Genomic DNA, 19504 nt, shown 5'->3' with positions numbered 1-19504 from the left:
TTTATTTTTTTTTATTCTTATCAAGTATTAGAATCCAAGTAAAGAATAAGTTTCCATTTTCACCCTCTTCAATCCAAGTCCCTTTCAAAAGGTGTTTTTTAGAATTTTCAAATAGTTCGCATTTTACTTCTGCGGCGAATTCGCCTGAGTCACTGTTTTTGGCGACCCCAGCATAATTATTATCCTTGTAAGGTTGAAGTTCCAGTGAATAAGCTATCAAGTCACCTGTGTTAAAGTCTGCGGGTATGGTATGAAACCTTATTAATTCAGGACTTACAACCCAAGAAACTTCCTCAACCTTGGCGACCGAATGCCAATAATCCGGGTCATCGGAATTCAAAATCTTGAAATCTCCTAAAAGCCAATAAATTTTTCCTGTTTCCATTTTTACCTTCGTTTTAGTTTTCCGTGAATGTTCCAAACCAACTTGTCGCTGTTTCTTGAAATCAGCCATTCCTCGAGCGGCTTTCTCATGTAATCGGGTTCAATTCTCAAAAAGCTAATACCAATTCGCTTTCCATTCAATAAAGCTTCTTTCACCTTTTCAAGCTTGGCGCCTGTTTTAACATGCTTATCAACAAAATGGTTAAAAAGCCTTTGCCTTGAAAGTGAAGCTGACGAATGCTCAACATAGATAGGCCTAGGCTCTAAACCATCCGAAATCCAGATGCAATAAACAATCGGAAGATTTTTAACTTGATCTATTACTTCCGATATATTCATGCAGGTAAACGGAAGGTCATAATTAAGCCAATGGATACTACTTTCTGAAAATAGGCTACTTTCAGCGCTGTGGAAGATTCCTTCAATTTCCTCCCGATCAAATTCAATGTTTTTCATCAATCTTCAATTACCGGTCCATTGCCAAGGAATATCACCTCATAGGTCCATTGATAAGAACTATAGATGAATTTCCCTCCTCCCTTTAGATCATTCAGCTTTCCTTTAATCAGGAAGCGTGTACCAACAGGATATTCTTTTTTTAATTCTTCTGGACAAGCGACATGAAGGGAGGTATCAAACCCTGCTTGCCCGGAAGTACTTTTCGGCAAATAACTTTCTACTTCAACCAGATGATATTTTTCTCCTTTGATAACCATAGATTACAAATTTTATTTTTTGATCAAACCATTTAAAATATTCCAATGTCTACTAATCTGTCCACTGATTTTATTGTTATTCATATTCTTAGCGGCTTTCTTGGCATAAGTAAGGAAGTTACCATAGTTGTAATAATCTGACTTTTCAAACTTTGATGATCTTGGATCCCATATCCATTTCCTAATCCTTTTTGCACCTTTGTAAGAAAACTTTTTAAAGATTCTCCTCTTGAAAAGCTCTCCTTTTGTTTTTGAATATCGCTTTGAAGAATAATACCTTGCCCTTCTAACATACTTCTTCATTTTCCTGTAAAATCCTGACAGACTCGCTGATTTCAAAAAGGCGTGTTCCCCATCAAACTCGAAACCTAGGTAGACAAGGTTTTTGTTCCAGTTAATCTCTTTTTCAAACTCTTGACCACATTTGATACGACCTTCATTATCTCTTTCGAAATGAAAAATCTGTGTTTTTCTCGGCTGTATCTCTAAACAAACTTTGGCAATTTCCGAGTACACCAATGTTTCCAATGCCGATTTCATAGACTTTGGGCAGACGACTATTATGTCGTCAGAATACCTTCGATACAACCCTTTTCCAGAGATAAAATCATTGACTGCTTTATCAAAATGAAGGAGATAGATATTCGCAAGTACCGAGCTGATCGGTGAGCCTTGAGGAATTCCGAAATTTCTAGGAACAACACTTCCGTCTTCGAGCTTTTTGGTTTTAGAAGGTTTCAAAAGCTTTCCCTTAACTTGTAAAAAATCATCTTTAGTACAAAATGCGACAGCATCCTGGTTTCTGAGGTATTTGATTTTCACTATTGGCTTATTTTTGATCGGGCCTAGCGAACCATCTTTCCTGATCTTTCTTGTTATGATTCTATCCTTGAATTTCTCAAAAATGTCAACGATGTCGATATAACTAAATCGGGTAATATTCTTGAAAACATTGAAATGATCCGGGGTAAGTTCACCTTCATTCACCACATCAACATTCCTTACAACTTCAGCCCATCTTTCTCTAAGCAGCTTATGGTTTAGGTTGTCAAAAAAGCTGGATATATCAAAAGCAATTACTACAAATTCAGTCTCTTGGTATGATCTAATGAATTCAAAAGCATCATTGGCAAAGTCAATATTGCATTTGTTTGGCCCATCGGTTATTGATGGATCGACCGGAATTGACCTATAGGCATTAACTACTTCGGCCAGGTTATAAAATGGCTCCTTGATTTTCTTCTCATAGGCCTCAGCCAAAATATGTGCATAATAGCTAAAGACAAGAGAATCCAAGTGACTAGCATAATATAGCTCCCTTGCCTTCTTATCCTCTTTCCTTAAGACCTTACTGCCTTCGATGAATTTTGGATCAAGTTTTCCGGAATTTTCACTATAAACTTTCCTGAATTTTCGAACAGTTAGAGATTTATGAATAAAAGGCAAAAATCGATGCTTTGCTATTTTTGCTGGATTTGTAATGTATGGTTCAATCCATTTATACCGATCTCTCACATCTAAGGGAAGACCTATGTGAGGATACCGTTTAATCTTGAACCAATCCTTTTTCTTTTTCATAATTCAAAAAATAAGCAGGGGAGACCCGGCGAAGCTGTGCTTTTCAAAAACCAAGAATGGTTTTAGGAAGTGTGCATGCTTTTTCGACACTTGGAAAAACGCCCCAAATACCGCTCCGACTCAAGCTGGGTAGCGAAATTATTGTTGTATATTATCTGTTAAGAATATGAAATTCTCAAAGAAACACACACGTCACAAGAATTACCGAGTAGTCAAAAGACTCCTGGTTCACATCGTTGCTCGCCTCTTATTGGAAATAATCCTAAAGAAATTTGCAATTATGGAATTCCTTGACACCAACCGTTTTTCTTTCGATCAAGTTGGGCGTAACAAGAGAATTTCTTCTCTATACCAGTAAACGCACACTTCAGCTCTCCCACTGCTTAAGCTTAAAGTTACAATTTAATTTCAACACTCAAAAGAAACCTTCAACACTGCCTTCCAAAGGAGTCTTTGATCTGAAAACTATTCCTAAAGCAGTTTCCTAAACAATATATCTTGCAAAACTGGAGAATAGAATCCCTACAAGGATGAAAAGCAGTCCGGATAAAGCCCAAAAAAAATCTTCCATATGGATTGATTCCAGTTTTGAACTCACCTGACTGATTTCTGAAGTGAATTTACTATCCAATTTTTTAATCCGCTCTGTAAGAGTAGTATCCTTTTTTGATATTTCTTGTTCGACCAAATCCATACTTTCCCTTAATGACTCTTGATTTCTTATTATTCGTTTTAGCCTCTCTTCAACTGGCAATGAAGGATCATCAGGACTCCAAACAGAAGCTTTTGCACTCAAAAGAGCCATAGGCGCTACAATAGTCCCTGCCATTACTCTAACATCTTTCTTCCACCTTGGGAACCTTTTTAACCATCCAACAAAAAGGTCAAATAATGATGGAAATGAAAAAACTTCTCTCAGCTTTAGGAATATAGCTATTCCATAAAGAGCACCTATGATCTGAAGTATTCCTCCGCATAATTGAATCCCTTCTTCTCCTAAGGGTTTCCTAAACAAAAAAACTACCATGGAAGGAACGATTACGATCGTTATTGGATATGACTCAAATAGCCAGTGACCCAATCTCTTTAAATAATGTATCAATCTTTTCATACCAAATTATCTTTCAAAAGCCTCCTTCATGACCGCCTGCATCAGCATCTGGGCGTGCTGCTCGCTTTGATTGATTTCCTCCTCCAAGGCTCGACACTTTTCCATTAGGCTTTCTACTTTCCCTACAATGGCTTGTTGTTCCTCTAGAGGTGGGAATGGAACAGGAATTAGATTAAGATTGCCTTGACTTAATTTTGGCTGAAAGCCACCCGTTATAAATGGCGTTAGGTCTATTCCGTTAATAAAATCTCGAATGAATTTCTGAGTTATTTCTTCGATAAACTGAACTGAGTGAGCATGATTATTAACCCAGAATTTTCCTGAAGCTTCAAAAGCGACAGGCGTTGATCTAAGCCTCAGATTTGAACCATCTTCCCCAATTAAAAGGAATTTTCCGTCATGAGTAAATCCATCAATTTTATCAATCACACCGGAAGCACCATAGTAATCATAAAGTTTATTTTTCGATTCCCGCTCTCTTTTACTAATTGGCTTTCTTAGCTCATCCCTGTTAATTGATATGGTTTGAAACCTACACCACTCCCATCCCTCCGGCAGTTCAAAAGGCTTTTCAGAATCGGTAATGGGAGGTAATGGCTTTTCCTTCTTGATTTTCTTCTCTTTAATCAGTTTGGCTTTTTCTGCTTGGATGCGCTTAAGCAGTTCGCTGGCTGGCTCCAAGGGTGCTTGCTGTGACTGTCGAAGCACCCGCCACTCTTCGGTCAATTTGCCCTGAATGGCTTCCTGAAGGATGGATTGTTTGAGTTGGGAAAGAAGGGTTTTTTGGCATTCTATTTCAACCAACAGATTTATACTCACCTCCCTAATTTTGAGAAAGTTTTTTTCAATCTCTTTCTGCTCATCTAATGTTGCCAAAGGTATTTCCCAATTAAGTACATCTTTCGGTCTTATCGCTGAATAATTGGTTGAACCCTTGGCTTTGATTTGTTCCTGGATTATTTCAGTTTGAATGATTGCCTCTAGATATTCTTTTCGAATTTTTCCAAAGTCCACATCGAACAAAAAATAATGGCTACTTACTATAGATCCATCTAAATCTTCAGGAATAAAACCATATCCCCCAACCTTTGCATCCATTTCAGCGACAATAAAATCACCCTTTTTACAAACCTGTTGCTTCTTGGTCTGAATTAAAGCCCCAATTTTTATCTCTCTTAAAAGGACCCCTTTTCTATTTGTTTGGACACGACAAAGCTTATAAGACTGGTCATCAGATATTTGAATAAACTCCTTTCGGTGTTTTAATACCTCACTCAATTTCACAATTCTCATCTTCTTAATCTCCGCTTAAGTCCGACAAGATTTTCTGACTCCTTTGGAATGAATCCTTGAGCATTTGCCTTAATTGGTCACTGGAGTATTTTATTTCTTCTTGTTTCTTAGTTGGATTCTTTATATCCAAATCCCAATCTTTCAAGTCCTCCACATTCACTTTCCAGGCTACTTCGCTTTCCACCCGACTGTCCCACCACTCGATCAGAGGTTGGAATTCTTCAAATTGAATGGACTTGGTTTTGGAATAGCTTTTCTGTCCCTCTGGCAGTCGGTGCTCGTAGTACCAGATTTCTTTGGTAGGGCTGCCCTTTTCGAAAAAGAGCAGGTTAGTACTCACCGTGGCCGGGAAGAAGGTACTCTGAGGCAGGCGGATGATGGTATGCAGGTTGGCATCTGTAAGGAGCTTTTCCCGGATACGAGCCTTCACTCCTTCCCCCGTGATAGAGCCGTCCGGCAGGACGATGGCGCAGCGTCCGCTTGGCTTGAGCAGTTGCAGCATCAAGATCACAAAGAGGTCGGCGGATTCCTTGCAGCGGAAGGAGGCCGGAAAGTTAGTCTCCACGCCGTCAGCGATACTGGCCCCGAAAGGAGGATTGGCCAGAATCACATCCACTTCGTCTTTGCGGGAGATGCTGTTGTATTCTTTTTTGAGGCTGTCGATGTAGTGGTAGTCGGGCACGTCCATCTCGTGCAGGATCAAATTGGTAAGTCCGAGCACATAGGCGACGGGCTTTAGTTCCCAGCCGGTGATGCTGTTTTGGAGGATTTGCTCGTCCTCCAGGGTCTTTACATAGTGGTCCCGCACATGATCGATGGCTGCAGTAAGGAATCCTCCCGTGCCGGCAGCGGGGTCGAGGACCTTTTCGCCCAGCTTGGGATTGGTCATCAGCGTCATGAGTTGGGTCACCGCACGGGGCGTGTAGTACTCCCCTTTGTTGCCCGCATCCCGGAGTTCTTGCAGGATGCTTTCGTAGATATTGCCAAAGATGTGTTTGTCCTCTGAGTTGTTGAAGTCGATCTCGTTGAGCTTATTGATGACCTTGCGCATCTCGTAGCCCGACTTCATGTAGTTGTTGGACCCGTCAAAGACCTCCTTGACGATTGCCGCTCGCTTGGGTTGTTTGGCATCGCTCAGATTTCTCAGACTTACAAAAAGTCCGGTGGTCGGATGATCGATGAAATTTAGGAGTTCGTCCCCGGTGATGCCCTCAGGATTGGCGGCCCAGTTTCTCCAGCGAAAGCGGTACGGAATCACGGATACGTAGTTGTCCCGAATGATTTCCAGCTCTTGGTCTTTGTCATCCATGATTTTGAGAAAGAGCATCCACCCGAGCTGTTCGAGTCGCTGTGCATCACCGGAGATACCCCGGTCCTGACGCATAATATTTCGTATGCTGCTGACGACAGCACCTACATTGGCCATAGTTTTTGTTTTACGCTAATTCAATATTGATTACTCTGTTACATAAGGCATCCCAAAAAAATACCCTTTAACGGGTATTAAAAAAGGATTTACCAATACTCAGTTACATTACCATTACATAAGATTAAACCCAAAATGGAACATACTTCGCATACTTTTTAGATTTACTCTCAGGATCATAATCCTTGATTAAACCAGATTCGATTGAATCACTGATTATTCTTGATGCCATGGGATAATTTTTCTCATCAATCCCAAACCTTTCCCTTAAACTTTGATTTGTCATATGCTCACCGGAAACATATTTAAGGCATGCGTGTAAATAGCAAGCCCTTACTTTGTCCTGTTTATCCATTTGCCTTGATGCTCGATGCCCATACAGGATCACACGGGTGTAATTATCTCCTACGATAAACTCTGGAGCGGGTAATTGATAATACTCACATTCAAAAACCACCTTATCGATACCACTACCTCTTTCCTCACAGATATTCAGTCTTCTCATAAATCTTGCTAGGGTTTCATTTCGGCTTTGTGGGCTATGATCAACAAATCTGAGTGGGTCGATCAATGGTTTTCCTGGGTTTGTGATTTCAATTCTATTTTCGAAAATCTCAATCATCGGAGAAACTCCCTTCATGCTGAAATCCTGATGGATAATGGCATTTGCCACAAGCTCTCGAATTGCCAAAATTGGATACATGGATACCGTCTTTCGAAGCGCTTTACCAATTTCTTCATTACTAGGAAGTTGATCTTCCAGAAATTTTACAAGGCCTTCAAAACCTACTGCAAGTCCTTTTTTACCGATTTGTTCCTTCTTAGTTTTAATTCGGTTGTTTCCTTGATAAATAATTACACGGACTGCTTTTCTACTTAATTTTTCAAATAGATCTATCTCCTTGGCAAAAAGAAGTGCTCCAAGATTTGAAATACTAAATTTCTTACCTTCACGAAGGATAACCTTTTCTTGAATTAACCTGTCAAATATTGAATTTCGATTTGAGGGTAAGGGCAGTTGCATTAATTCAAAAAAATTCGGAAAATCAATAAGTCCTAAAACTTCATCTTCATTTAGCCCGACTAAGGCAATTTCTTTTTCAAAAACATAATGATCATCCCTTTTCCAGATTTTTCTTTCTACTTCAGGGTGATCGTCAAGAAGCTTCTTATAACTTCCAATCCGAATGTAAGGAGTACCTCTAAAACTTACTGGAGTACTTTTTGTTGCTTCAATTCTAAATGCTACAACCCTATTGCCTTCTAATTCAAATTCTAAAATATCAAAGTCAATCCTAGGGTTTAATTGAGTTGCCAACCAGTTTTCAAGCTCTTGATTTCCCTTTTTTTCTGTCTTTGGTTTAAAAGATGTTCCAATAATCTTCCTTGTATGATCCTCAATCCCATAAATCAAATATCCATAGGGCACTTTATAGTAACATGCGCTATTCGAAAGCGCAGATAAATATTCACCAATTTCCTGAGGATCTGAGTTATCCTTTTTGAACTCAATCCATTCACACTCCTCACGAAGTTGAATAAGATCTATTATTTGATTAAAATTATTATTTATTTCCATTAAGCCCCTGTTTTATACAGCTCATCTTCCAGTTCCTTAATGGCCCGATCGTAGTCTTCTTTTGATCCAAAAGCCCGAATCAGTTCCAATGGAGTGCCAATAGATCGGAATGGATCAAGTTTGAGAATCTCGGTGCTTTCGATATCCTTCAGGCCTTCATCGGCGTACTTGTCAAGCAGGTTACTGAGGATGGTTTGGGCTTTTTTACCATACTTGGCAAAATAGTTCCGTTTTTTGACATTTTCGGCCCGCTCCTTTCTGGTAAGCGGCTTGGCATCAAAAGCCACATGACAAATCAGGTCAAAAGGATCCCATTCAGTTCCCACTTCCTCCTGGAGGGATTCGAAGAAAATACCCTGGGATTCCAGTTCTTCCAGAATTGCTTTCTTTTTCTCGGCTTGATTCCAATGGTTAAGAAATTTTTCAAGGGATTGGTATTGCTTCAAAATATTGGCTTTAGTGTAATCTGTCAGATTTTCCGTGATGATTTTACCATCAGCATCTAAGTATTGAACCCGCTCATTGATAACTTCGACCTGAATTCCATTTACTTCTATTTTCCTTTGTGGAGGTGTAGAATTTACCATAGATCCATCTATTTCTCCTGTGTCAGCAACCCCTGTCGGTGGGAATTCTACATCATCTACCTCCTCAGGAAGATCAGATCCTTCATCGTCAATTCCTTCCAAATCATCTTCTTCGTTCACTTGTCGGATCATCACCGGATCTCCATCAAAAGCTGGATCTGCAAACAGATTAGTTACATTTCTGAAATCCATGATAGTAAAATAGGTCTTTCCATATTCCTCATTGATTCGTGTTCCCCGGCCTATAATCTGTTTGAATTCAGTCATGGAACCGATATTGCTATCCAATACAATTAGTTTGCAGGTCTGGGCATCCACTCCCGTAGTCATCAGTTTGGAAGTCGTAGCAATGACCGGATACTTTTCCCTTGGGTTGATGAAATTGTCCAGTTCTCTTTTTCCCTCCTCATTATCCCCAGTAATCTGCATGACATACTTGGAGTTTTTGAGCACTTGTTCAGGATTGGCATTTGCCAAAGCAGTACGCATCCCCTCTGCGTGTTCAATATCGACACAAAATACAATTGTCTTGGCAAAGGCATCATTTCCTTTCAAAAACTCGGTGATTTTGGCAGCCACGAGTTTCCTTCGTTCCTCAATGATAATATTTCGGTCAAAATCAGTACGGTTGTAAATACGGTCTTCTACGGGGTTTCCGTCTTTGTCCAGGTAACCTTTTGGCGGTCTCCATCCTTCCGAATCAACATCCAAGGTTACTTTGATGACTTTATAAGGAGCCAAAAATCCATCGTCAATCCCCTGCTTGAGGGAATAAGTATATATCGGATCTCCGAAATAATGCTGATTGGAAACCTCGACTGTCTCCTTGGGTGTTGCGGTCAAACCGATATGAGTGGCTGTTTTGAAATAATCCAAAATCTGCCTCCACTTGCTGTCTTCCGCAGCAGAACCACGGTGACACTCATCTACTATAATCAAATCAAAGAAGTCAGGGCTGAAATCTTTGAAAGCATCAGGGATTTCCGGATCGGAATTGCTCAAGCCTTGATACAATCCCAAAAAAATATCAAAGGCTTTATCGGCCGAATCAATTCCACGTTTTTTGTTAGAAACCAAAGTTTCTTTTCCATCTACATTGACTAATTTCTTTTTGATCACAGTCATGGCATCCTTGAAATGCCTGAAATCTCCCCGAAGGGTCTGATCTACCAAGGCTGTTCGGTCTGCAAGAAAAAGAATTTTTCTTTTGGCTTTGGACTTGAATAGCCTGAAAGCGATTTGAAAAGCAGTGTAGGTCTTTCCTGTCCCGGTTGCCATAACGAGAAGAATACGCTTCTGACCTTTTGCAATGGCTTCTATAGTACGATTGACTGCAATGGTTTGATAATACCTTGGAGATCGGCCAGAACCGTCTTGGTAGTATTCTTGAGTAACGATTGCTTCCTGTTCGGGAGAAGTGATTCCTTTGTAAAGACAATATTTCTTCCATAGGTCAGCTGGACTTGGAAAATCATTGAGACTAAGTGCCCATTCGATTTTACCTTCCGTAGAAGTCTTGTCATGAAAGAAAAAACCTTCTCCATTGCTACTGAATACAAATGGAATATCCAGTGTGTTGGCATATCCCAAGGCCTGCTGAATACCTGAACGAATGGTATGGGAGTTATCTTTGGCCTCGATTATGGCAAGTGGTATATTCTTTTCCAAGGATTCATAGTACAGGATATAATCTGCGAATTTGCGTTTACCTCTTGCGGTCATTCTACCCTTGACATAGATCCGACCGTCAGTAAAATACACTTCCCGACGTATCTGCGTCAACTCATCCCATCCTGCACGCACAATCGCCGGAGTGATAAACTTCTCCTTCACATCGGATTCAGAAAAGATTTTTTGGCTCATCTAAAAAGTTAATTTTAATGGGAATTAATGCAAAATAAGGAAAACAAATGAATTATAAAGGTTAAAACACAAACTCAATCACAAGATTATGAATCTAGAAACGTTTTTTAGTTAGATTATAACTTAAACTGAAATAGGGTGCTGTCCCAAATCTTTCAAAAGTTGGCACCGAAGTTAAACTTTCGGATACAAAAAATCGGTTATTGATAATCTCAACCTGATTAGACAACCTTCGCTCTTTTCCAAAGACTAGCCCACCATTCAATGAGACTTTTGATTTCCGTCCTAATAAAAAACCAAAACCTACCGCATACTTTGGTTTAGTATCCAAAATTGAAATCCCAATTCCAACCTGAGGACCAAAACTCATGAATCCGGAAAATTTATACGTCAAATGCGCCAAACCTCCGATAGCAATATCCCAATTTGAGTAATCCTCCTCCAATACCTCCTTTTTACCTTCCATCGCTGGGCTCAAAGAATAAGGAATATCTACTAATTGACTGAAAATAAACCCAGTAGAAAAGTCAAAATTCCACATTTTATAATTCACGAATTCTATCTCACCTTTATATAGCGTATCCTTTTTGAAGGTATCGATTATTGAAATCTGGAGATCTACTCCATCATTTTCCGCTTTAAATCCCTCAGTAGTTATAGACGGCTTTGCTTTCATTGATTTTTCCAAGAAGGCTGCTTTGTTCAAAAAATCCTCTTTATCAATTACTTTCCTTATGATTTGTAACTCTAAACCCAATTTGAAATCCTCTTCATTTAAAGTGCCATTTTCCAATTTTTTATTGAACCAAAGCGAATATTTCTCAGCAAAATAGGATAGAAAAATGATGTTCTCTTCTGTCTTCTTTAATGTTTCTCCTTCTAAATTAATGGGTAATTTGTCACCAATAATTTTTCTTACTATTGAGTCTGAAGGGGAAAATCTTGTCGCCTTAAATACTTCCTTGGATAGGGAATCAACTAGTTGAAGAAATGAATAAGACTTTCTTACTGCATCAATTTTTGTATTTAGTTCATCATAAACCTTTCCAACATCACCACTTGTACTAATTCCGGGAAACCCAACTTTTAGAGGCTCACTAATATTTGATTGCAAATTAAAGGATTTGGGTTTAATCACTGCTTTTATGTGTGCAGAATTAACACCATCAACAGTTAGCCGATAATTCTCCCCAAGTTTGAGTTTTCGACTTTTCAGGTCAATTTCCTCTATCATCAAGCCATTTCTATTGAATGAAAGATTAATGGTTTTTTGCGAGAAACTTGGATAAACACCAAAAAAAAGACAGCATAAAAACAGCAATCCAAATAGCTTAAAGTTATGATTCATGGTATCAAGATTTTATAAAAACAAAAGTTGAGGAAAAAAAGCTAGAAGAAAAATACCCTAAACAGGGTATTTTTTCAGAATTACAACTAAAGAAATCTTTGGGGACTTTTTTGAATCAGAGCCAGTATGCCTAATTTTTGTTTTGATGCTTCATTGATTATTTCACTAATCCATCAGTTGTATGCAATTGTAGTTTTTTGAATGTTAAGTTTTGCTAAGTTTTACAATTTCAAGTGTTTCTTTTTTGTTAGCATATTTTACTGTTTGATCGAAATGGAAAAAAACTTGACAATCTATTGAGATCAACAAGTTGTTAAGTTAAATTTCCTGATGATCGCCAACAATTCATGTTTTTTGTTGATCATATCAACAACTTGTTTTGTTTTTAAGTCAAGGAATTGATTGGATTTAATACAATCCCAAATTGCAGGATACCCCAAACCGTTGAGCAAAATACCGTTTTCAATTTTTAAAGCTTGAATATATTCATTCGAAGAGTTGAAAATCAAATCTTTACCTTGTAACACATTCTTTTCAATTGATAGATCCTCCAAAGTTGAAGGGCGAAATGGACTTAAACGTGGAATTTGATCCCATGACAAGTTTTTTCTGAACTCACTTTTAATTGGATGTTTTAAACCATCAGAAATCCCTGATCTAATCGCATTTATTTCCTTTTTTTGAATCTGTTTTGAATCGATATGGCGGTATTGGCTTAAATATGCTTCTATCAGTGTCACTTCGACTCCATAATCTAAAATTCCTCCTGCAATATATCCCCCTGCTAATCGTGCAATTTTTAGCCTTGTAGCATGCCTTTCTCCAGATTGCGCATTCTGAATTTCTCTAATCATCCAATTGAGCAGCTTATTGCTACTTTCTATTGACCCCGGAAAAGCTGGTTTTATAAGCTTATCAGTAGGGTAAAAAAAAGATGTTTTAAAGAGAATGGCATTGTGATTAAAGTATGCATAGGGATCAAAGGAATACCCTCTTAAGGAAGCAACATTCTTGGGTTTTTCATCAAGTCTAATCCCGAAACTTTCAAAAGTCTTATTTATTGCATCAAAATACTTTTTATGCATCTTTGGATCTCCCGGTATCGGTATTAATCCCCATAGCCCTTTACCGGAAACAGAAAGACCCAGATAAGCAATATTCTTAATTTTTATTAACTCATTTTTGTAAATCTCAATATCTTCAATATCCAACCCATCGACATCTATTTGAATTATACCGGAATGCTTAATGATGTGATCTTCTGATCTGTAGGAAAATAAACCACTAGGAGTTATTGCGGGTAATTTTGATTTGATCTGGTCTCTTGTTGATTTATCCTCCAAAAGACGTAATTCTTCAACTTTCTGCTTGTATTTGTTTGAATTTAGCCAAGTCAAAAGATTTACCTTTTGCGGATTTGAAGGGGTATTATAATTCTTAAAACAGCTTACCTCTACATTTAATACTGATTTCATTTTGAACTTATTTACTTTGTTAAACAAGTGTTTATCCAACCAATTGGGTAACTCAGTTAGTTAGTGTCTATATATAGGGCACCTTACCAACTGAGTACACTAAAAATTTTGGTTAAGAACCTAGAGATAGGATATAATGATTAATTGGGGAATTCCTGTTCCCACTCGGCCTTATCCATTCCTGATCTAAGTAATAAGTCCTGAATTCTTTAGCTTTATTATCACCAATATTATATTGAGACTTAAGAAATGCCACTACATCTTTGCCCTTGGGTTCAGGGTATTTTTCAAATAACTGTTTTAGATTTGCCCAATGTTCTTCAGCAGAAATAAGATGAGGAACCAAAGCTTTATTTTCATTTTTTTGTCTAGGACTCCAATTTTCAATAATAAATGGCAGCCCATTTTCATCGACGGAAAATGCAAATGGTTCCGGTTCTTTATCCCTACAAAACTCCGGTTCTACAATTGAAATTTTTCTATCACTTTGATCTAGGGTTACTGATAAAACTGTTTCTGCTTTGTTTACTAATTCAGTTCCCACATGGCCTCTAGCATTGTTGTCTCCTTTGTTTTGATGCAAAACAGTGATAATATGGATATTCTTTTCTTCTGTCCATTTTAATAAGTATGAAGCAATTTTAGTAGCCTCTTCCTCATCATTTATCGACATTACCAAATCCCGGATGCCATCAATGGCAACAAAACCCAAGTCAGGAGTATTATTGATCACATAGTCTATTATTTTTAATCTATCTTGTACTGAATGCTTCCTTAGGCTATAGCTATCAAAATTTTCTGGATTAGTTTTCCCAGCAAGTTTACAAACACGTTTATGAAATTTTGAAACGTGGTATTTCGATTGTTCTGTATCAAAGAAAATTACTCGGTTCCTGTCAATTGGTAGTTGTCCTTGAAATTTGTTGAATGCATTGCCATTAATCACAGACGCCAGAAACATACTTATGCTGAAAGTCTTTTTGCTTTTTGCCTTTCCAATGATCAGGGAAAAATTGCCCAAAGTACCTATTACCCCGTTTCCAGATTCGAAAAACATAGAAAGACACACAGGGGGCCTTTTTATTTCTTCTAGAGGATCTATTTTTGATTCTCTAATAGCTCTTAATATTGGGTTGGATTCTATTTGGTGAGAAGTAGCCTGCTTTCTGTCTTCATCAATTGACTTTTGAATATTCTCCACTATTCGGTTTAAATCAGACTCTTGGGGAATTCTAGGTGTTCTTTTTAGTTCCATAAGCCAAAGGCCTCCCCTCCTTTTATTAGTAAAATTTCAATATTTAGAAATAAACCATTTCGGAAAATTTTTGTAATTTTGATTACTGCTTTTGATTGGACCCAATAAGCAATAATGGCATTAAACGGATCTAATCCGATTAATGCCAATTCTTTTTTAGGCAACATCGGATTAGAATTTTACAGTTTTTACTTCAGTGAGTGCTGCTTCAATATCAGATTCTTTATATAAGACTCTTCCTCCAATAACGTAAGACTTTATAAGGCCAGCTTTTGTCCAAGACCTTAAAGAGACTAATGATGTTTTAAGCCTTTTGGCAGTTTCTTTCCTAGAAAGGAATGGGTCTGGCTTAGGTTGCTCTTTTGGAAGATGATTGAATTTTTCAAGAGCTTCTTTTAAAGAATTATGTATGATCCCCGTTAGCTCTTCTTTGGTTATTAGAATGATTTCGCTCATAACATTTGAGATTAATTATGCTCAAATGTGATAAGGTTGAAAGCGGGGAAATTGCGGGGATTCCGCAAAGTGTAAAAAATGATTAATTAGATTTTTTGAGGCTTTAGATCCAAATCGATCAAGATTTTTTTTACAGCCTTTATTGAATCCGCATTTATTGGATTTTTTTTATTATTTGTCTCTATGTAACTAAGAGCTTTTCTAATAGAGTTGACGTCTTTTTTTTGGTTATTATCAATTATGATTCCTATGAGATTTGCAAGATTTGTTGCTGTTAAATTATTGGATTCCTGAAGCCTTTGCTTTAGCAGATCGATAATCCCGAGTTCATACAAAAGAGTGATTTTATGAGATAAATATCTCAACTCTTCCAATGTGAGCGTAGGGCTTAAATTTATTTCTGAATTTATCGATTCAATCAAATCTTCAATTCTTCGAATAACTTTATGTGCAATTGAAGCATTTAATAAGTCATTTTCAACTTTTAATGTTATAAACGCACCTTTTTCGGGAATTTCAAAATTCATGGCTTTATGATAAAGAACTGAATCAATAAATTTCAAATCCCATTCATAAGGTCCTTGAATTATTTTTACTCTACTTATACCTCCAATTTTTGACTCATAGATCTCTAACTGCGAATTAAGAAATATCAACCGGTCTTTTAAATCTTCAATTTTTTCTAATTCCTTATGAATGAATCTTGTTATCCAAACAAAATTTATTTCGACTATTTTTTGAAAAGCCTCAATTTTTGCGTCAATAACTTGGATTCGACTCTCAGGAAAATCATACTTATCGAAGGGATTCCCTTCCCAATTTTCTGGCTCACCTTTAAGCCAATCCTGAAATGAATACCTTGCCATATTATGTATTATTCGTTTTTTCCCAATGATCCAAAAGTCTTTTTGCATTTTCCTCTGGAGTTACTTTAATATATGCCAAAAAAGATTTCTCAGTATTATGGCCAGTGATTTTCATTAAGCTGATTGCAGGAAAGCCACTCTTATAAACATTTGTTGCGAAGGATCTTCTTGCCGTATGTGTTACCACGTGGTTGTACTTTTTGTCCCTTTCCTTAAACTTTAATCCACCTCTTACTCCTTCAACATTGATATTTATATCCAATATATCGATCCTTTTTGCAATTTCTTTTAGGTTTTTATTTAGGTGTTGATTGGAGATAGCCCGGGGCAAATTGTATTGATTTTTCTCTAGAATTTCTCGCACCATCCGATGGATTGGGATAATTACAGGAGTTTCTGTTTTGAAGGTTTTGATTTTGATAAAGTCTCCCTCAATATCTTCTGGTTCGATATTAGTGAAGTCGGAGAAGCGAAGTCCAGTCCAACATCCTACAATGAACAGGTCCCTATCACGTTCAAGGTGTTTATTTTCTGAAAGATCAAGGTTATAGATCGCTTCAATCTCTTTTTCAGTTAGATAAATGGAGAATCCAGGTACTTTGGGGGCTTTGAATTGTTTGGATTGAAAAAAAAGGTTCTGGTTGAATCCGTTATCAGTTGCCCATGTTAAAAATGTTTTAATAACCTGTATGTACTTTCCAAGGTTGTTTAAAGAGAAAGCCTTTTTGATTGTCTTCTTTTCCCCATTCGGTTTCTTCTCTGAAATCTCTGTGTTCAAATATTTGACATATTTCGTGTAGAAGGATTTGTCAATAGATTCAAAGGTAAGGTGGTAAGTTTTTCCAAACTCCTTTAATGATTTCAATACAGTATTGTATTTCTGGATAGACCTTCTGTCAAACCTTCTTCCTTTTGGAGTAAGTCTTGTTCCATCCTCTGACTCTTTGATGAACTGTTGGAAAAAGTCTAGGAATCCAAGGTCCTTTTTTTCTTCCACTTCATCTGGATTAAAATTTCTTCCCAACTCAATGTCAAGTTTGGCTTTTAATTCCTCCGGAGAAGGAAATCTTCCTAGCTCTGTTTCTAAAAAAAGAAAGGCTTTTTCCGCACTATCCTTCAATAGTTTTAAGGAAACATTGAAAGCTTTTGCTTGCGGGAATTCTTTTACATGTCTTGCAAGTTGTTCTTTTTCATTCCAGAATTTGGGATGAATTGCTTTTAGTGAGGGGTATTTTACTCGGATAGATCCGTAACTGATCAAAAATAGGATTGGGGTCTCACCATCCTTTTTTTTGTCACGAAGGTAAAAATTGAATTTTGCCATGACTGCTTGAATTGATTGGACAGCCCAAGATAATCAAAAAATATAATGGGGCACACTTTGGGGTACACTTTTTATTAATTTATTTTATTTTGGTTTATCCTTATTTAATTCAAAAATACTTATTTTTTATTAATTATGGCATTTTACGATAAAGTAAAGATAAATCAAATTAACATATATATAGCCCTGTTCCCGCTACTACGAAGCCAGGCAGAAATGCTTGGCTTTTTTTGTTTCTAACAATTTCTTGGAGGGCTCCTATTCGCCGAGGCGGACACAGTTCGAGTCCCCCGCCCGTACCGATTGGTACAGTCGGGCGGGTGTTCCCGCTACTACGAAGCCAGGCATAAATGCTTGGCTTTTTTTTATCTACTTCTCTAGAAGAGTCTTATTCTCCTCGGCTTACAGAAGTTTTAAATAAACTTTATAAATTAAACAGTTGACAAAATTGGTTTAGCCATCTTACAAATAAACTTTATCAATATAGGTCACTATCGGTCAACGATCTGTATTGATTTTACTGACTAAGTTTTGGTTAATTTTTTTAGCTTTATCTATATTATCACTTTTTATTTAATGGAAGAGAAACTAATAACTTTGACACTTCTACTTTTGGGGCTTTTAATGATGTGGCTTATTAAAAGATGGTTTTTCTTAATTAAAAGAAAGCGAAGGCGCACTTATTACAGGAATATATATCTCAATTCAGAAGAATGGGAAAGAAAACGATTGCCACAAAGATGACCTCAACCTGATTCACACTCTTCGTAAGAATGGCTTGAAAACCGAATTTCTTCATTACGCCGTCAAAAAGCCACATAGAGACAATTGGGCATATATTAATTTTTTACAAACCCATGACATCATCCTCATGCCGACCTTGGGTATTGATGAAGACGAATAGGCGTTTGATCAGCTTGGCCATTTCTTCCCGACATATCTAAATAATAATCGTATTATTCCACTCCGCTCAGAAGACATCATCCAACATGGCGGAGCCTTGAATTGTGTCAGTTGGACAGTGGATGAGTTTTAATTTAAATTCAACGCATACCGCACCGACCTCCCTGCCCCGGATTTGGTCAACATACCCTGCTCAAAGAGATATTGCAGGTCCCTGGTGGCTGTGGCTTTAGAAACTTGGGTAATGGACATGTATTTTTTGGCACTCATGCCACCTTGGAAACCCTCAGGCCCTGCATCAAACATTTTGCCTAGAACTTTTGCATGTCGTTCTTCCATGAGGTCCCGAAACCTATCAAAGAACTTGACCTTGTTTAGTAGAAAACTTACCAAAGCTTTTGAATCGCGCTGTGCAGTGATGATAACATGAATAAAATAGCGGATCCATTCCGTAATCTCCAGGCCACTTTGTGAGATTTTAAGCGCTTGATAATAGGCATTTTTGTCCGATTCAATCGTTTTGGATATACTTAGCAAAACCGGTTTTCCAAGCCCTTGTGACAAGACTTTTTCAGCCAGCGCCCTCCCTATCCTTCCATTCCCGTCCTCAAAAGGATGAATGGATTCAAAATACAGATGTAAAATGGAAGCTTTCAACAAGGCTGTGCCAATAGCATCATTTACGCTCAAATCAGCATGGCTGTACCATTTTACCATTTTCTCCATTTCTTCGGGTACACGAACAGAAGGAGGGGCTTCAAAGTGTACTTGTTCCCTCCCTAGTGGACCTGAAATCACTTGCATCGCTTCTTCACCTGCCCTCCAATTTCCCACCAGAAGGTTTTTAGCATAGGGAAATAAAGTCTGATGCCATTTTTTGAGCATTTCTAAAGTCAAAGGTTCTTTAAAGGTACTTCTAACTTCCACCATTAATGCAGCAATCCCCGCCGCATAACGGTCTTTTACTTTTATGGGTGTTTTGTTGAGCCCAAGTTTATTCTTAATAGAAGACATGACATCTTCACGACTGTAAAACTCACCTTCTATTGCAGCACTTTTGATCGCCTCAGAAACCATAATATTGAGCAAAGTTTCCTCTTCCAAGTCCTTGGTGAGTCCCTTTTCCATCCCGTTAAGTTCTGCCCATTCTAATGCGAATTCAAGAAATAAGGGTTGGAGGACTTCCAAATCATATTTGAAATTCGGCCAATCTTGATATTGCCAGTTGTAGGTCATGAGCCAATTATTTTACCTAATCGGCTCAAATATAACATTATTTTGAGCCGATTAAAAGAATTTATTGGCTCAGGGCTTTTTCTAATCCAATTTATATCTGGTTT

16 protein-coding genes are annotated in these 19504 nt (G+C 37.7%); all 16 read right to left on the bottom strand.

Translation table 11 applies throughout. The features are described from left to right. Window position 1: 1 nt before the first annotated feature. The 16 genes from ACFSKV_RS01345 to ACFSKV_RS01270 all read right to left on the bottom strand — a co-directional run bounded on the left by ACFSKV_RS01345 (window position 2) and on the right by ACFSKV_RS01270 (window position 19400). On the bottom strand, window positions 2–385 hold the full coding sequence (locus tag ACFSKV_RS01345; RefSeq protein ID WP_380799785.1) for a hypothetical protein: 384 nt from the start codon (window positions 383–385) through the stop codon (window positions 2–4). Window positions 386–387: 2 nt separating this feature from the next. Beyond that, window positions 388–840, bottom strand: a complete 453-nt coding sequence (locus ACFSKV_RS01340) for a hypothetical protein (protein ID WP_380799784.1) — start codon at window positions 838–840, stop codon at window positions 388–390. Further along, window positions 840–1100, bottom strand: a complete 261-nt coding sequence (locus ACFSKV_RS01335) for a hypothetical protein (RefSeq protein WP_380799782.1) — start codon at window positions 1098–1100, stop codon at window positions 840–842. Before ACFSKV_RS01335 ends, ACFSKV_RS01340 begins: the two co-directional genes overlap by 1 nt. A 12-nt stretch (window positions 1101–1112) precedes the next feature. Further along, window positions 1113–2678 carry a reverse transcriptase domain-containing protein gene (locus ACFSKV_RS01330; protein WP_380799780.1) on the bottom strand — a complete coding sequence of 522 codons (1566 nt, stop codon included), beginning with the start codon at window positions 2676–2678 and terminating at the stop codon, window positions 1113–1115. A gap of 484 nt (window positions 2679–3162) precedes the next feature. Then, complete coding sequence (locus ACFSKV_RS01325; RefSeq protein WP_380799778.1) at window positions 3163–3789, bottom strand: hypothetical protein; 627 nt, start codon at window positions 3787–3789, stop codon at window positions 3163–3165. Window positions 3790–3795: 6 nt separating this feature from the next. Continuing rightward, window positions 3796–5082, bottom strand: coding sequence for a restriction endonuclease subunit S (locus ACFSKV_RS01320; RefSeq protein ID WP_380799777.1), 1287 nt, complete (start codon window positions 5080–5082; stop codon window positions 3796–3798). A gap of 4 nt (window positions 5083–5086) precedes the next feature. Next, window positions 5087–6508, bottom strand: a complete 1422-nt coding sequence (locus ACFSKV_RS01315) for a class I SAM-dependent DNA methyltransferase (protein ID WP_380799775.1) — start codon at window positions 6506–6508, stop codon at window positions 5087–5089. 124 nt (window positions 6509–6632) lie between these two features. Beyond that, on the bottom strand, window positions 6633–8087 hold the full coding sequence (locus ACFSKV_RS01310; RefSeq protein WP_380799773.1) for an ATP-binding protein: 1455 nt from the start codon (window positions 8085–8087) through the stop codon (window positions 6633–6635). After that, window positions 8087–10537: an EcoAI/FtnUII family type I restriction enzme subunit R gene (hsdR, locus tag ACFSKV_RS01305; RefSeq protein ID WP_380799772.1), complete on the bottom strand. Its 2451-nt coding sequence runs from the start codon at window positions 10535–10537 to the stop codon at window positions 8087–8089. The genes ACFSKV_RS01310 and hsdR overlap by 1 nt, the downstream gene beginning before the upstream one ends. Before the next feature lie 94 nt (window positions 10538–10631). Next, entirely contained in the window at window positions 10632–11885 is a 1254-nt protein-coding gene (locus ACFSKV_RS01300) for a hypothetical protein (RefSeq protein ID WP_380799770.1), read from the bottom strand. A 302-nt stretch (window positions 11886–12187) separates the two neighbouring features. Next, window positions 12188–13360 carry a BT4734/BF3469 family protein gene (locus ACFSKV_RS01295; protein WP_380799769.1) on the bottom strand — a complete coding sequence of 391 codons (1173 nt, stop codon included), beginning with the start codon at window positions 13358–13360 and terminating at the stop codon, window positions 12188–12190. Between the two features lie 112 nt (window positions 13361–13472). Further along, on the bottom strand, window positions 13473–14615 hold the full coding sequence (locus ACFSKV_RS01290) for an AAA family ATPase (RefSeq protein ID WP_380799768.1): 1143 nt from the start codon (window positions 14613–14615) through the stop codon (window positions 13473–13475). A gap of 171 nt (window positions 14616–14786) precedes the next feature. After that, complete coding sequence (locus ACFSKV_RS01285) at window positions 14787–15071, bottom strand: helix-turn-helix domain-containing protein (protein ID WP_380799767.1); 285 nt, start codon at window positions 15069–15071, stop codon at window positions 14787–14789. Between the two features lie 86 nt (window positions 15072–15157). After that, window positions 15158–15937, bottom strand: a complete 780-nt coding sequence (locus ACFSKV_RS01280) for a hypothetical protein (protein WP_380799766.1) — start codon at window positions 15935–15937, stop codon at window positions 15158–15160. Between the two features lies 1 nt (window position 15938). Then, window positions 15939–17261 carry a site-specific integrase gene (locus tag ACFSKV_RS01275; protein ID WP_380799765.1) on the bottom strand — a complete coding sequence of 441 codons (1323 nt, stop codon included), beginning with the start codon at window positions 17259–17261 and terminating at the stop codon, window positions 15939–15941. 1032 nt (window positions 17262–18293) lie between these two features. Beyond that, entirely contained in the window at window positions 18294–19400 is a 1107-nt protein-coding gene (locus ACFSKV_RS01270; RefSeq protein ID WP_380799764.1) for a Fic family protein, read from the bottom strand. Window positions 19401–19504 lie beyond the last annotated feature (104 nt).

This window comes from Shivajiella indica, assembly GCF_042683085.1.
In the GTDB taxonomy this organism is placed as follows: Bacteria; Bacteroidota; Bacteroidia; order Cytophagales; family Cyclobacteriaceae; genus Shivajiella; species Shivajiella indica.
The sequence above is the reverse complement of the archived record's forward strand: the minus strand, read 5'-3'. Positions and strand labels throughout refer to the sequence as shown.